The sequence below is a fragment of the Pseudomonas sp. GW823-FHT06E10 genome (genome assembly GCF_058794995.1).
In genome coordinates this window covers 240,952-254,010 of sequence record NZ_JBXAHJ010000005.1, presented here as the reverse complement: position 1 = coordinate 254,010, position 13,059 = coordinate 240,952, and the positions used below count along the sequence as shown (strand labels likewise).

The 13,059-nt window shown below is 60.5% G+C and carries 7 protein-coding genes and 2 pseudogenes; 5 read left to right on the top strand and 4 right to left on the bottom strand.

Annotation, left to right across the window (positions count from 1 at the left end):
* Positions 1 to 228: 228 nt before the first annotated feature.
* Positions 229 to 1,092 carry a methyl-accepting chemotaxis protein gene (locus AC1Q6Y_RS10785; RefSeq protein WP_371318461.1) on the bottom strand — a complete coding sequence of 288 codons (864 nt, stop codon included), beginning with the start codon at positions 1,090 to 1,092 and terminating at the stop codon, positions 229 to 231.
* Positions 1,084 to 1,839 (bottom strand): annotated as a pseudogene (locus tag AC1Q6Y_RS10780) (MCP four helix bundle domain-containing protein); the annotation flags it as partial. The pseudogene AC1Q6Y_RS10780 and the gene AC1Q6Y_RS10785, both read right to left, overlap by 9 nt.
* A 401-nt stretch (positions 1,840 to 2,240) precedes the next feature.
* Between AC1Q6Y_RS10780 and AC1Q6Y_RS10775 the strand changes: the two are divergent.
* The 4 genes and pseudogenes from AC1Q6Y_RS10775 to AC1Q6Y_RS10760 all read left to right on the top strand — a co-directional run bounded on the left by AC1Q6Y_RS10775 (position 2,241) and on the right by AC1Q6Y_RS10760 (position 4,808).
* Positions 2,241 to 2,471, top strand: a complete 231-nt coding sequence (locus AC1Q6Y_RS10775; RefSeq protein ID WP_090452750.1) for a hypothetical protein — start codon at positions 2,241 to 2,243, stop codon at positions 2,469 to 2,471.
* Complete coding sequence (locus AC1Q6Y_RS10770; protein ID WP_057712304.1) at positions 2,468 to 2,770, top strand: cell division protein ZapA; 303 nt, start codon at positions 2,468 to 2,470, stop codon at positions 2,768 to 2,770. Before AC1Q6Y_RS10775 ends, AC1Q6Y_RS10770 begins: the two co-directional genes overlap by 4 nt.
* Positions 2,771 to 2,870: 100 nt before the next feature.
* Positions 2,871 to 3,944: pseudogene (locus AC1Q6Y_RS10765) on the top strand (HAMP domain-containing protein); the annotation flags it as partial.
* Between the two features lie 18 nt (positions 3,945 to 3,962).
* Positions 3,963 to 4,808 (top strand): methyl-accepting chemotaxis protein, encoded by an 846-nt coding sequence (locus tag AC1Q6Y_RS10760; RefSeq protein WP_371318460.1) that lies wholly within the window; start codon positions 3,963 to 3,965, stop codon positions 4,806 to 4,808.
* Positions 4,809 to 4,950: 142 nt separating this feature from the next.
* On the opposite strand, the gene AC1Q6Y_RS10755 is transcribed toward AC1Q6Y_RS10760, so the two are convergent.
* On the bottom strand, positions 4,951 to 6,753 hold the full coding sequence (locus AC1Q6Y_RS10755) for an acyl-CoA dehydrogenase (RefSeq protein WP_492624538.1): 1,803 nt from the start codon (positions 6,751 to 6,753) through the stop codon (positions 4,951 to 4,953).
* Between the two features lie 257 nt (positions 6,754 to 7,010).
* Positions 7,011 to 10,961, bottom strand: coding sequence for a trifunctional transcriptional regulator/proline dehydrogenase/L-glutamate gamma-semialdehyde dehydrogenase (putA, locus tag AC1Q6Y_RS10750; protein ID WP_102671114.1), 3,951 nt, complete (start codon positions 10,959 to 10,961; stop codon positions 7,011 to 7,013).
* 461 nt (positions 10,962 to 11,422) lie between these two features.
* On the opposite strand from putA, the gene putP reads away from it, so the two are divergent.
* Positions 11,423 to 12,907 (top strand): sodium/proline symporter PutP, encoded by a 1,485-nt coding sequence (gene putP / locus AC1Q6Y_RS10745; RefSeq protein WP_057712300.1) that lies wholly within the window; start codon positions 11,423 to 11,425, stop codon positions 12,905 to 12,907.
* The last annotated feature ends 152 nt before the right edge of the window (positions 12,908 to 13,059 follow it).

Below are 13,059 nucleotides of genomic sequence, written 5' to 3'. Positions count from 1 at the left end.
TGCCAGCGATTCTAACCTGTTGAAATGTGATGCTGTCAAAAAGCTTTTTGCAGGCGATTCTTCACGCCGGGTGAAATCATTGTGGCGAGGGGGCTTGCCCCCGTTCGGCTGCGAAGCAGTCGTAAATCCGGTAGATGCGATTTAATGGATGTACGCGGTTAACAGGGAAGGGGCCGCTGCGCAGCCCAACGGGGGCAAGCCCCCTCGCCACAGAGTCAGCGGTGCTCGTTAAAGGCTAAACCGCCCAACCAGGGTGTTCAGGTCCACCGCCAGGCGCGACAGTTCATTGCTCGCCGCACTCGTCTGATTCGCCCCGGTGGCCGACTGCACCGACAGGTCACGGATGTTAACCAGGTTGCGATCCACTTCACGGGCCACCTGTGCCTGTTCTTCAGCGGCGCTGGCGATCACCAGGTTGCGTTCGTTGATTTCGACGATGGCGCTGTTGATGGTGTCCAGCGACATCCCGGCGCCGCGGGCGATGTTCAGGGTCGACTCGGCGCGTTCGGTGCTGTTGCGCATCGAATCCACCGCGTGCTCGGTGCCGCTCTGGATGCTGCCGATCATGCGTTCGATCTCGCTGGTCGACTGCTGGGTGCGGTGAGCCAGGGCACGTACCTCGTCGGCCACCACCGCAAAACCACGACCGGCCTCACCGGCGCGCGCGGCCTCGATGGCGGCGTTCAAGGCCAGCAGGTTGGTCTGGTCGGCCAGGCCACGGATTACATCCAGCACCTTGCCGATGTCACGGGACTCGTTGGCCAGGTCGCCGATCAGGGTCGCGGTGCTCTGCACGTCGGCGCTCATGCGTTCGATGGCGCTGACGGTTTCCTGCACCAGGTCACGGCCGTCACCGGCAGATGTGGTGGCGTTCTTCGAGGCCTCGGACGTGCTGACCGCGTTGCGCGCGACTTCTTCCACGGCGCTGGTCATTTCGTTGACTGCGGTGGCAGCCTGTTCGATTTCGTTGTTCTGCCGGGTCAGGCCACGGGCGCTTTCGTCGGTGACGCTGTTGAGTTCTTCGGCAGCGGATGCAAGTTGCGTGGCCGAGCCGGAAATGCGCTGCAGTGTGTCGCGCAGTTTTTCCTGCATCTTCGACATGGCCAGCAGCAAACGGCCGGCTTCATCCTGGCCGTCAACGGTGATCGGGCGCGTCAGGTTGCCTTCGGCAATCTGTTCGGCGGCGCCCAGGGCATTGGCGATCGGTTGGGTGATGCTGTTGGTCAGCAACCAGGCGAGCAGCAGCGTCAAGGCGGTGGCGATCACCAACAGGGTGATTACCAGGTTGAACGCCGAATCGTATTGATCCGCCGACTGCTGGTTGGTGTCGTGGCTCTGCTGGGTGTTGATCTCCAGCAGGCGGTTCAACACGGTGTTGACCGCTTCGGAGTTGTTGAGCAAATCGGTGTTGAGCAGGCTGCGCAATTCATCGACCTGATTGTTGCGCGACAGAGTCTTCATCCGGTCTTCGATCTGGCGGTATTGACCCAGCAGCTGTACGTATTGATCGTAGACCGCACGTTCCTGCGGGCTGGCGATCAGCTTTTCGTAGGTTGCCTGGGCCGTGCGAATCTGCTGGTTGCGCGTCTCCAGCAGTTCCATGGTTTTCTGCTGCACATCAGGCTCGCGGTTCACCAGCAAGCGATAGGACAACACCCGCAGGCGCAAGGTGAGCTGGGTGAAGTCGTCCAGGCTCTTGATGCTCGGCACACTGTTGTTGGTGATGTTCTCGGCCGCGCCGCGGATCTTGCTCATCTGATTCAAGGCAAACACCCCCAGAACCATCATCAAGCCGCCAATCAGGGCAAAGCTGAGGAACGCCCGAGGGGCGATATTCATATTACGAAGGGACATGGCAATCACCGAAAAGAGCGCATCCGCGCGGGGCTGAGGCTGCTGTATGGATGGCTTATCGGTCGCCTGGCTGAAGTCTTGAGTCCTTGCGCGTTTTTACTGCGACCGGGTGGTTACCTTGTAGGAGCGAGCCCGCTCGCGAAAAACGCATGGACAATGCAATCATTCAGACAGGGCGCGATATCGTTCACGTCCATCGTGAGCAAGCTCACTCCTGCATAGGCGGGCGACGAAGTGCAGGAACCAGATCGGGGTATCACAGTCTCTACAGTTCGCGAGAAAGGTCACTCGTCAGCAAAATCAAGGCTTTGCGCCTGTATAACCCTGGCATCCAGGGTGACTTTTCTTTATCGTACGCGCCCTTTGAAAAAGCCCGGAAAATCAAAATGTTGGAAGCATCCCTAAGCCAATTGGAACAACTGGTCAGTGACCTGGTGCAACAGAACCAGACGTTGCTCGGCACCAACCAGACCCTGACCGCAGAACTGGCCCAGGCCAAGGATGAAAACGAAAGCCTGCAACTGAACCTGATGGAGCAGGAAGAGAAGCAAGGCGCCACGGCGGCTCGCATCCAGGCCCTGGTTGAGCGCGTCAGCGCAGGCCCTGTCAGCGCATGAGTTACAACGCCGCAGGGGTAAAAGTCGTCTCGATCCTGGGGGAGGACTATTCGATCAAGGCACCGGCCGGGGAAGAACAGACCCTGCTGGATGCCGCGATGATGTTGAAGGCAGCCCTGGCCGAAACCAAGAGGAAGTACCCGACGCTGATCGGTGACCGATTGCTGGTGCTGGCGGCGATGAATCTGTGCTCCCAGCAGATCGAAATGCAGAAGCAGCACAAGCTCGACCTTGACCGTTACCAAGAGCAAGTCAGCGCCACGGTTGAAGTGATTTCCAAGACGATCAATCAGGCCTGATCGGCTTTGCGCACAACCAAAGAATAGATTGTCGGTTGACTTGTATACAATCGGCACGGCTGTTGCAGTGTTTCAGCCTCTTATTCTTTGGGGGTGCTCCATGCAGTTCTGGCGACGCAGTATTCAATGGCAGTTGATCCTGAGCATGGGCACCGCCCTGCTGGTCAGTATCCTGATCGTGGTTGGCATTTATACCCTGGTGGTCAACCGCCTCGCCCAGAGCTATCTGGTCGAGCAAGCCTTGCCGTCGAGCATCGAAGCGATGCGCAACGACATCGAGCGGATCCTCGTCCAACCCCTTACCGCCGCCAAGGACATCGCCAGCAACAGCATGGTGCGCGACTGGCTGGCCGGGGGTGAGGACAGCGCCAAGACCGCCAGCTTCGCGCAGTATCTGGAAGGCATTCGCGCCGAGCACAAAGCCTTTACCGCGCTGATCATCGGTACCGCGTCCAGCCATTACATTACCGAAAAAGGCCTGGACCGCACTCTCAGTCGTTCCAATCCCAAAGACGCCTGGTTCTACTCGTTCCTCGACAGCAACCAGCCGCGCACCCTCAATATCGACATCGACACGGCCACCGGAGAATTGGCGCTGTTCATCGACCTCAAGGTCGAGCAGGCCGGTAAAGTCGTGGGCGTTGCCGGGCTTGGCCTGAGCATGAAAGAGCTGTCGGAGCTGATCCACAACTTCAGCTTCGGTGAGCGCGGCAAGGTCTATCTCGTGCGTTCCGACGGTTTGATCCAGGTTCACCCAGAGGCGCAATTCAGCGGCAAGCGCACCTTGGCCGAGCAGATTGGCGAGTCAGCTGCGCAAGCGGTCATGGGTCAAAAAACTGCCACCAACAGCAGCTTCCAGCGTGATGGCGAAGACTTTCTCGCGTTGAGTCTGCCTTTGCGCGATCTCGGCTGGACGCTGGTGGCCGAAGTGCCGCAATCGCAGATCTACGCCGAAGCCCGGCGCGCCATGTGGATGAGCAGCGGTATCGGCCTGGCGGTGGCGATTGTGTGTCTGTTGCTGGTGGTGCTGCTGGCCCGTGGGTTGGTGCGGCCGATTCGTCAGGTAACAGCGGCACTGGTTGCCATTGGTAGCGGTGGTGGAGATTTGACCCAGCGGTTAGATTCCAGTCGCGCCGATGAGTTGGGCGATCTGGCGCGCGGCTTCAATCGCTTTCTCGACAGCCAGCGCGACATGATCGGCGAGGTGCTGACCACCAGCGAGCGACTGCGCACCGCTGTCGGCCAGGTTGCACGGGTGGTGGATAACACCGCTGAGCGCTCCGGCCGCCAACAGGAAATGACCGACATGGTGGCAACCGCTGTCCATGAAATGGGCCTGACCGTTCAGGAAATCGCCCATAACGCCGGTAATGCGGCGCTCGCATCACAAACGGCTCGGGATGAGGCGATGCAGGCACGGGAAGTGGTGGGTGGCTCGATCCGCCATATCGAAAGCATGTCTGACGAAATCGGCGTCGCGGCCACAGCGGTGGGTGAACTGGCCCATCAAGTGGCGTCGATCGACCAGGTGCTGGCGGTGATTCGGGGGATTTCCGAGCAGACCAACCTGCTGGCGCTCAACGCCGCTATCGAAGCGGCGCGAGCCGGGGACATGGGGCGCGGGTTTGCCGTGGTGGCCGATGAAGTGCGGACTTTGGCGCGGCGTACGCAGGCATCTACCGATGAAATCCAGCAGATGATCGGCAGTCTCAAGCAAGGTGCGGAGAATGCGGTGTCGTCGATGCATTCCGGGCAAGCCGCGACCGGCACGGGTGTCGAGTCCAGCCAGCGTACCGGGGCTTCGTTGACCGCGATTACCGGGCAAGTGGAGCGCATCAGCGACATGAACCATCAGGTGGCGACGGCGACGGAAGAGCAATCGGCGGTGACCGAGGAAATCAACCGGAACGTACAGGGGATTTCTGACCTGGCGCGGGCGACGGCGGGGGAGGTCAGGGCCTGTCGGGAGGATTGTCAGACATTGCAGCGGTTGGCGGATGATCTGGCGCGGCAGATGGGTGGGTTCAAGCTGAGTTGATGTATTGATAGTGCTGACGCCATCGCGAGCAAGCTCGCTCCCACAGGGTTTGTGTGTTGAACACAAGATTTGTGGCCAACAGGGATTCCTGTGGGAGCGAGCTTGCTCGCGATTGGTTTTCAGCTACACCACAAAGGTTGGATCAGAACCACTCATTCTGCATGCCCAGGCACACATCATCCCGAGCCTCAAGAATTGCCAGCTCATGATGGCAACCCGGCACTTCCCACGTCAGGAAGTAGCGCGCCGCCTGCAGCTTGCCTTTATAGAAGGCCACATCCGCCGCATTACCCTTGGCCAAACCTTCCTCGGCACGAATCGCCTGTTCCAGCCAGCGCCAGCCGATCACCGTGTGACCAAACACTTTCAGGTGCAGCGCCGAGTTCGCCAGGCTGCTGTTGACCTTGCCTTGGGCCAGATCAGTCAGGAGGCCGATGGTCACGGTTTGCAGGCGTGCCACCAGTTTTTCCAGCGGCTCGCGCAGCGGCGTCAATGAATCAAACGCCTGTGCTCGCTCGCCAGTGTCGGCGATCAGGCGGATCAGTTGCTTGAGCCCCGCGCCGCCGTTCTGCGCCAGTTTGCGGCCCAAAAGGTCCAGCGACTGAATACCGTGGGTGCCTTCGTGGATCGGGTTCAGGCGGTTGTCGCGGTAGTACTGCTCCACCGGGTACTCACGGGTATAACCGTGGCCGCCGAGGATCTGGATCGCCAGTTCGTTGGCCTTCAGGCAGAACTCTGACGGCCAGGATTTGACGATTGGTGTCAGTAAATCCAGCAGTTCATGGGCCTGTTTGCGTTCGGCTTCGGTCGCAAGCGTGGTGGTGTCATCGAACAGCCGCGCCGCATAAAGACCCAAGTCAAACGAACCTTCGACGTAAGCCTTTTGCGTCAACAGCATGCGTTTCACGTCGGCATGCTGAATGATCGCCACCGGTGCAGTGTTCGGGTCCTTGCTGTCTGGCACGCGGCCCTGCGGACGCTCGCGGGCGTATTCCAGCGAGTACAGATAGCCGGCGTAGCCAAGCATCACCGCGCCCATGCCGACGCCGATCCGCGCCTCGTTCATCATCTGGAACATGTAACTCAAGCCATGGTGCGGCTTGCCCACCAGATAGCCGACGCACTCGCCGTTATCGCCGAAATTCAGTGCGGTGGAGGTGGTGCCGCGCCAGCCCATCTTGTGGAACAGCCCGGCCAGCAACACGTCGTTGCGTTGGCCGAGGCTGCCATCGTCGTTGACCAGGAACTTGGGCACGATGAACAGCGAAATGCCCTTCACCCCGGCCGGTGCGTCCGGCAGCTTGGCCAGCACCATGTGCACGATGTTTTCCGACAGCGGATGATCGCCACCGGAGATGAAGATCTTGTTGCCCTTGAGGCGATAAGTGCCGTCGGACGCAGGTTCTGCGCGTGTACGAATATCCGACAGCGACGAGCCCGCGTGGGGTTCGGTCAGGGCCATGGTGCCGAAGAAGCGGCCATCGATCATCGGTTGCAGGAAGCGGCGCTTCTGCTCTTCAGTGCCGAAGCTCTCGATCAGGTTCGCCGCGCCCATGGTCAGGAACGGGTACGACGTCGAAGCCGCGTTGGCCGATTGAAAGTGCGCGAAGCAGGCCTGGGACAGCAGCGTAGGAAGCTGCATGCCGCCAGCGTCGAAACTGCGCGCGGCGTTGAGGAAGCCGGCTTCGAGGAAGGCGTCTACCGCCGGTTTCACTTCCGGAATCAGAATCGCCTGACCGTTTTCGTAGCGTGGCTCGTTCTCGTCGCCCTTGCGGTTGTGCGGGGCGAAGAACTTCTCGGCGATGTTGCGGGCGGTGCCAATGGCGGCATCGAAGGTTTCGCGGTTGTGCTCGGCGAAACGCTCACGCTGGGTCAGGCCCTCGGCATCAAGGACTTCATACAGCTCGAAAGCCAGATTACGGGAACTGAGCAACGTCTCGGACATGGCGGCCTACCTTTTATTGGAATGGGCCGAGTCTAGTCTTGTGAATTTATGCTGAATAGCATGATTGATGAGCGTGATGGTGGGGCAGAGCAGAGCCTTAGCAGGAACTACAAAACAACTGTGGGAGCGAGCTTGCTCGCGATGGCGGCAGATCAGTCAATATGGAAGGTGACTGATGGATCGCTATCGCGAGCAAGCTCGCTCCCACAGGGGGATTGCATACCGGGCGGCCAATGCGGCAGCCCGGCTTATCGGTTTTAGCCGATGGTCATCAAACTGGCATTACCACCCGCCGCAGCGGTGTTGACGCTCAACGCACGCTCGATCACCAGACGCTCCAGCGCAATGTTGGTTTCGCCCTGCGACAGACCCTGCACACCGACGATGGCGCCGGCACGCTTGGCTATCTGCTGGCACACCGCACGCAACTGGTCGGAATGGCCGTGATGCAGAACCGCATCAAACACCACTTCGTCCTTGTTCCAGTCGGAAACCAGCTTGATGCGCGCCTGAATGTCCTTCGGCAGGCGTGCGAACAAGGCCTTGGTCATGTCAGCTTCCGGCCATACCGCCGAACCGCCGACAGCCAATACCGCCGCCAGTTGCGTCAGCAGATCGCCTTCGACTTCCGCCAGGCACAGCACGTGTTCACGCGGCAGGATCGCATAGCTGTTGCGTTCGCCGGTCGGGCCGGCCAGGAGGCGGGTGATACCGCTTTGCGATTGCGCAGCGAACTGCACGCACAGGGTGCTCAGGTCGGCGAACTTGTGGTTGTCGGCCCAGGCTTTCAAGGCGGTCAGCGGCTTGCTCATGGCGTCGCGCAGACGAAGGTCCGGTGCTGCGGCAGCATCGCCACGAGCGAAGGATTGTTCGATCGCATCCGCAGGGCGGGTCGACAGCAGGCGGTACAGGTACAGCGGACCGCCGGCTTTCGGGCCGGTACCCGACAGGCCTTCGCCGCCGAATGGCTGCACGCCTACTACTGCGCCAACAATGTTGCGGTTGACGTAGACGTTACCGGCGTTGACGTTGTCGATCACCTTGGCAATGGTCTCGTCGATGCGGGTGTGCACGCCCAGGGTCAGGCCGTAGCCGGAAGCGTTGATCTGACCGATCAGTTGATCGATGTCCTTGCGCTTGTAGCGAACCACGTGCAGCACCGGGCCGAAGATCTCCCGCTGCAGTTCGTCGAAGCTTTCCAGTTCGATCAGTGTCGGCATCACGAAGGTGCCGCGTTTGACTTCTTCGGCGTCGGCGATGGCCACCTGGTACACGCTGCGACCTTTGTCGCGCATGGCCTGGATGTGCTTCTCGATGCCAGCCTTGGCTTCGGCGTCGATCACCGGGCCGATGTCCACGGACAGACGCTCAGGGTTGCCGAGACGGCTTTCAGCCATGGCACCTTTGAGCATTTCGATGACGCGGTCGGCGGAATCTTCCTGCAAGCACAGTACACGCAGAGCCGAGCAACGCTGGCCGGCGCTGTCGAACGCCGAGGACACCACGTCGATCACCACCTGTTCGGTCAGTGCCGAGGAGTCGACGATCATCGCGTTCTGGCCACCGGTTTCGGCGATCAGCGGAATCGGACGACCCTGGCTGTCCAGGCGGCCGGCGATGTTGCGTTGCAGCAAGCGCGCGACTTCGGTGGAGCCGGTGAACATCACGCCTTTGACGCGATCGTCGCCGACCAGGCCGGCACCGACGGTTTCGCCACGGCCCGGCAGCAGTTGCAACACGCCTTCCGGGATGCCGGCTTCGAGCATCAGGCGCACGGCCTGAGCGGCGACCAGCGGCGTTTGTTCCGCAGGCTTGGCCAATACCGGGTTACCAGCGGCCAATGCAGCAGCCACCTGGCCACTGAAGATCGCCAGCGGGAAGTTCCACGGGCTGATGCATACGACTGGGCCCAACGGACGGTGAGCGTCGTTGGTGAAATCGTTGCGTGCCTGCACCGCGTAATAACGCAGGAAATCCACGGCTTCACGCACTTCGGCGATGGCGTTGGCGAAAGTCTTGCCGGCTTCGCGGGCCAGCAGGCCCATCAGCGGCTGGATCTCGGCTTCCATCAGATCGGCGGCACGTTCCAGGATCGCGGCGCGCTCGGCGGGCGGCGTGGCCTGCCAGATCGGTGCAGCGTTGAGGGCGCACTGGATCGCGTTGTCGACGTCTTCGACGGTCGCTTCCTGCACATGACCGACCACGTCACGCAGATCGGACGGGTTCAAGACCGGTGCCGGGGCTTCGCTGCTGGAAGCGCAACCGAGCATAGGTGCCGCTTTCCAGTGGTTGTGTGCGGTAGCGAGAAGCGCGCAGGACAGGGATGCCAAACGATGTTCGTTGGCCATGTCGATGCCGCTGGAGTTGGCGCGCTCGGAGCCATACAGGTCACGCGGCAGCGGAATGCGCGGGTGCGGCAGGCCGAAACCACCTTCCACGGTCGCCATTTGCTCGATGCTGGCTACCGGATCGGCCACCAGTTCCTGGATCGAAATCGACTGGTCGGCAATACGGTTGACGAACGAAGTGTTCGCGCCGTTTTCCAGCAGGCGACGCACCAGGTAGGCCAGCAGGGTTTCGTGGGTTCCGACTGGAGCGTACACGCGGCACGGACGGTTCAGCTTGCCTTCGGAAACTTTGCCTACAACCTGTTCGTACAGCGGCTCACCCATGCCGTGCAGGCACTGGAACTCGTACTGGCCCGGGTAATAGTTCTGACCGGCGATGTGATAAATGGCCGACAGGGTGTGGGCGTTGTGCGTGGCGAACTGCGGGTAGATGACTTCCGGCACCGACAGCAGCTTGCGGGCGCAAGCGATGTAGGACACGTCGGTGTACACCTTGCGGGTGTAGACCGGGTAGCCTTCCAGGCCTTCGACCTGGGCGCGCTTGATTTCGCTGTCCCAGTACGCGCCTTTTACCAGGCGGATCATCAGGCGATGACGGCTGCGGCGAGCCAGGTCGATCACGTAGTCGATCACGTACGGGCAACGCTTCTGGTAAGCCTGGATCACGAAACCGATGCCGTTCCAGCCAGTCAGTTGCGGCTCGAAGCACAGGCGCTCGAGCAGATCCAGTGACAGCTCCAGGCGATCGGCCTCTTCGGCGTCGATGTTCAGGCCGATGTCATATTGCTTGGCCAGCAGGGTCAGCGACAGCAGGCGCGGGTACAGCTCGTCCATCACGCGCTCGTACTGGGCGCGGCTGTAACGCGGGTGCAGGGCGGACAGCTTGATCGAGATGCCCGGGCCTTCATAAATCCCGCGACCGTGGGAGGCTTTGCCGATCGAGTGGATGGCTTGTTCGTACGAGGCCAGGTACTTCTGTGCGTCGTGCTCGGTGAGTGCGGCTTCACCCAGCATGTCGTAGGAATAGCGGAAACCTTTGGTTTCGAACTTGCTGGCGTTGGCCAGGGCTTCGGCGATGGTTTCGCCGGTCACGAACTGCTCGCCCATCAGGCGCATGGCCATGTCGACGCCCTTGCGGATCATCGGCTCGCCGCTCTTGCCGATGATGCGGCTCAGGGACGAAGTCAGGCCGGCTTCGTTGTGGGTCGACACCAGTTTGCCGGTCAGCAGCAAACCCCAGGTGGCGGCGTTGACGAACAGCGACGGGCTGTTGCCCAGGTGCGGCTGCCAGTTGCCGGTGCTGATCTTGTCGCGGATCAGGGCGTCGCGGGTGCCTTTGTCCGGGATGCGCAGCAGCGCTTCGGCCAGGCACATCAGCGCCACACCTTCCTGGGACGACAGGGAGAATTCCTGCAGCAGGCCCTGGACGATGCCGGCACGGCCGCCAGCGCTCTTCTGGTTGCGCAGTTTTTCAGCAATCGAGGCGGCGAGTTTGTTGGTGGCTTCGGCCATCGGTGCCGGCAGGCGAGCCTGCTCGATCAGCATCGGCACGACTTCCGGCTCAGGGCGACGGTAGGCGGCGGTGATCGAGGCGCGCAGTACCGATTGCGGCAGGATGCTTTCGGCGAATTCGAGGAAACACTGGTGGGCGTGATCCAGAGGCGCGTCGACGGAGTCGTCGGAATCCTTGGTCGAACCGTTCAGCTCGGACAGGGTTGCACCACCCTCGAGTTTTTCCAGGTAATTGAAGATTGCCTGCTTGATCAGCCAGTGCGGCGTGCGATCAATCGAGGTCGCGGCGGCCTTGAGGCGTTCGCGGGTCGGGTCGTCAAGTTTGACCCCAAGGGTGGTGGTAGCCATGTTTTTATCCTCATGTTTGCCACGACTGCGTGGCATCAGCTGGCGGCAAGATTAGCCGTGCGACTGTTGAGGTGCAACCGGGTGCAACCCTTTTTTTGTCGGAATATTACGCAGCTCGTCAGGAAATAAATTCTGGTACGGCGGTGCTGCCTTTGCTTGGTGCTTTTTAGGGTGGTTGGCCCGAGTTCTTGCTCCGAAAAGGAGCAAAAAACCGGGTTTGAAATTTATTTCCGACTGGGTGCAACTTATTCTCAAGAAACTGGTTGCACCTTATTTGCTTTGTTGAATAGCATTCGCGCCCAAGGTGCAACCCGGTCGAAACCCGGGTGCTCCGGCTGATGGCTTTCCTGGGGAAACATCAGTCATAAATGCGCGGGAATCCGGATCGTCTGTCAAACGTATGCGTTTGCGAGCGGTTCACCAGCCGCAGCTACATAAAAACAAAGCCAGGGCGTAACTTAATGAGCGTAAGCAATCCAACCCTGATCACGTTCGTGATCTACATCGCAGCAATGGTGCTGATCGGCTTGATGGCCTATCGCTCCACCAACAACCTTTCCGACTACATTCTGGGCGGTCGTAGCCTGGGCAGCGTCGTGACCGCACTGTCCGCCGGTGCCTCCGACATGAGCGGCTGGTTGTTGATGGGCTTGCCCGGCGCGATCTACATGTCCGGTCTGTCCGAAAGCTGGATCGCCATCGGCCTGATCGTCGGCGCCTACCTGAACTGGCTGTTCGTCGCCGGCCGTCTGCGTGTGCAGACCGAGCACAACGGTGATGCACTGACCCTGCCGGACTACTTCGCCAGCCGTTTCGAAGACAAAAGCGGCCTGCTGCGGATCATCTCCGCGGTCGTGATCCTGGTGTTCTTCACCATCTACTGTGCTTCCGGCATCGTAGCCGGCGCCCGTCTGTTCGAAAGCACCTTCGGCATGTCCTACGAGACTGCGCTGTGGGCCGGTGCTGCGGCGACGATTGCCTACACCTTTATCGGTGGTTTCCTGGCCGTGAGCTGGACCGATACCGTACAAGCCACCCTGATGATCTTCGCGTTGATCCTGACGCCGGTTATCGTGTTGCTGGCCACTGGCGGCGTCGACACCACTTTCCTGGCCATCGAAGCGCAAGATCCAAGCAACTTCGACATGCTCAAGGGCACCACTTTCATCGGCATTATCTCGCTGATGGGTTGGGGTCTGGGCTACTTCGGCCAGCCGCATATCCTGGCGCGTTTCATGGCTGCCGATTCGGTTAAATCGATCGCCAACGCCCGTCGCATTTCCATGACCTGGATGATCCTGTGCCTGGGCGGCACCGTGGCAGTCGGCTTCTTCGGTATCGCCTACTTCTCGGCGCACCCGGACGTGGCTGGCGCAGTCACCGAGAACCACGAGCGTGTGTTCATCGAACTGGCCAAGATCCTGTTCAACCCATGGATCGCGGGTATCCTGCTGTCGGCCATTCTGGCTGCCGTCATGAGCACCCTGAGTTGCCAGTTGCTGGTGTGCTCGAGCGCCCTGACCGAAGACTTCTACAAGACCTTCCTGCGTAAATCCGCTTCGCAGCTGGAACTGGTGTGGGTCGGCCGTGCCATGGTGTTGTTGGTTGCCCTGGTGGCGATCGCCCTGGCGTCCAACCCGGAAAACCGTGTACTGGGTCTGGTGAGCTACGCCTGGGCCGGTTTCGGTGCCGCATTCGGTCCGGTCGTGCTGATCTCCGTGATCTGGAAAGACATGACCCGCAACGGCGCACTGGCCGGTATCCTGGTCGGCGCGATCACCGTGATCGTCTGGAAACACTTCGAACTGCTGGGCCTGTACGAAATCATCCCTGGTTTCATCTTCGCCAGCCTGGCGATCTACTTCGTCAGCAAGATGGGCACGCCGACTGCCGGCATGTTCCAGCGTTTTGCTGCTGCTGAGGCCGATTATCGCTTGAACAAGTGATCGGGATGAGTGCATGCACTGACCCGATGACTTGAAAAAAATGGCCCGCGTCCTTTTGGACGCGGGCCATTTTTTTGCATTTTCACTGCAGTGTTCTCCGCGGCTGACCCGCTCAGCCGCCAACCCCTGACTTGCCGCCCGGTAAAAGGTAA